The organism is Salipiger sp. HF18 (assembly GCF_011806505.1).
Lineage (GTDB): Bacteria > Pseudomonadota > Alphaproteobacteria > Rhodobacterales > Rhodobacteraceae > Salipiger > Salipiger thiooxidans.
The window spans coordinates 1-1752 of sequence record NZ_JAATOS010000681.1; the positions used below are offsets into that span (position 1 = coordinate 1).

At 71.4% G+C, this 1752-nt stretch carries 1 protein-coding gene; it reads left to right on the forward strand.

What is annotated here, in order from left to right:
- Positions 1-1752, forward strand: a 1752-nt coding sequence (locus HC022_RS25820; protein WP_167454289.1) for a glycosyltransferase family 2 protein, incomplete at both ends; no start/stop codon positions are given.

Sequence of the window (1752 nt, forward strand, 5' to 3'; positions counted from 1 at the left end):
ACTACGCCCCGGGCGAGGCGCCGCCCCCCGAGGATCTCGACCTCGCGCCGCTCGCCGCGCAGATCGTCGCCGATCCCGACGACGACCCCGCCGAGGCGCCGCCCTTCCGGTCCAGCCATCACCGCAAACGCCACGCCCTGCGCCGCGAGATGACCGGGCAGAGCGAGCTCGTCTTCCTCAACGCGCTGCTCATCGCGCATCTGCGCAAGCGCACCTTCCCGGACCACCTGCCCGCGCTCTTCCTGCGGCTATGGCGCGAACAGGGCTGTCACCTGCTGACGCGGCTCGACCCGCGCTGGCTGGTCTCCTCCGTCACCACCTTCGGCGACCATGGCGCGACGCCCACGCAGCGCTCCGTCGGGCTGGCGCTGACGGTGCTCTTCGGAACCATGAAGCTCTACGAGAGCGAGCGGCTGTTCTCGGGCCTGCCGCCCGACCGCCCCTTCCCGGCCGACCGGCGGTCCAACACGCCCCTGCCGATGGAGATGGATGCCTATTCCATCGCTTCCGGAGGGCTCGACGTGAACATGATCGGCAGGCTCTGGACCGAGGCCGAGGCCGACCCGCTGATCCGCCCCCTCGCCCATCACCTGCTCGACCTGCTGATCCACGACGACCGCACGCTCTTCCGCCGCCTCATGACCATGCGCGCCCGCAAGGCCAGAAAGGCTGAGGGCGGGCGAACAGGCGATGAGGGAAACGCCGCGCAGATGGCACATGACGCCGAGAGCGGGCCGCGGACAGACGATGCCGAGAACATGCAGGGAAGCGGCGGCGCCGAGACCGCCCGCATGAACGACGGCGCGGGCGCTCCGCCAGAGCCTCGCGACAGGACCAAGGCCAAGCCCGACAACCCCGCCCCCGTGCCCGTCGACCGCCGCCAGATCCCCGCCGACCGGCTGCGCTGGGGGCTCGTCGCCACCATCCGCGCGCCGCTGCCCGAGATCGCGCGTTTCGCTGCGCACCATCTCGCGCTCGGGGCCGAGGCGCTGCACATCTATCTCGACACGCCCGAGCCCGGCACACTGGCCTTCCTCCGGCGCCATCCGAAGCTCCACGTCACCGCCTGCGACGACGCCTACTGGCAGGCCACCGGCAAGCCCCGCCCCGAGGCCCACCAGCTGCGGCAGGCGATGAACGCCACCCGCTGCCTGCGCGAGACCACGGAAACGCTCGACTGGCTCGCCCATGTCGACGTGGACGAATTCCTGCTCCCCCAGCGCCCTGTCGCCGCCATCCTTGCCGAGGTCTCCCCCCGCCATGCCGCCGCCCGCATCGCCCCCGCCGAGGCACTCGCCCCCGAGACCGGCTGGCCCTCGCATTTCAAGCTGACGCATCACCACGCCCGCCAGCCCAAGGCCGTGCTACAGGACATCTACCCGACCTTCGGCGCGCATCTCTACGGCGGCTTCCTCAGCCACACCTCGGGCAAGATCTTCGCCCGCACCGGCATCCCCGACACCCGCCTCGGCATCCACACGCTGAAATACAACGGGCTCGAGGCCACAAACCGCGCCCGGCTCGACACGCTGCGCCTTGCCCACCTGCACGCGCCGTCGTGGCAGCATTTCCGCGACCACCTCGCCTTCCGGCAGGAGAAGGGCTCCTACCGGCCGCGCTCGGAGCGGGTCGAGATGGGACAGGCCAACCTCATCGCCTTCCTGCTCGAGGAAGACGGCGAGGCCGGGCTGCGCCTGCTCTTCGACGAGGTCTGCGCCGACACCCCCGGGCTGCGCGCACGGCTCGCCGCCC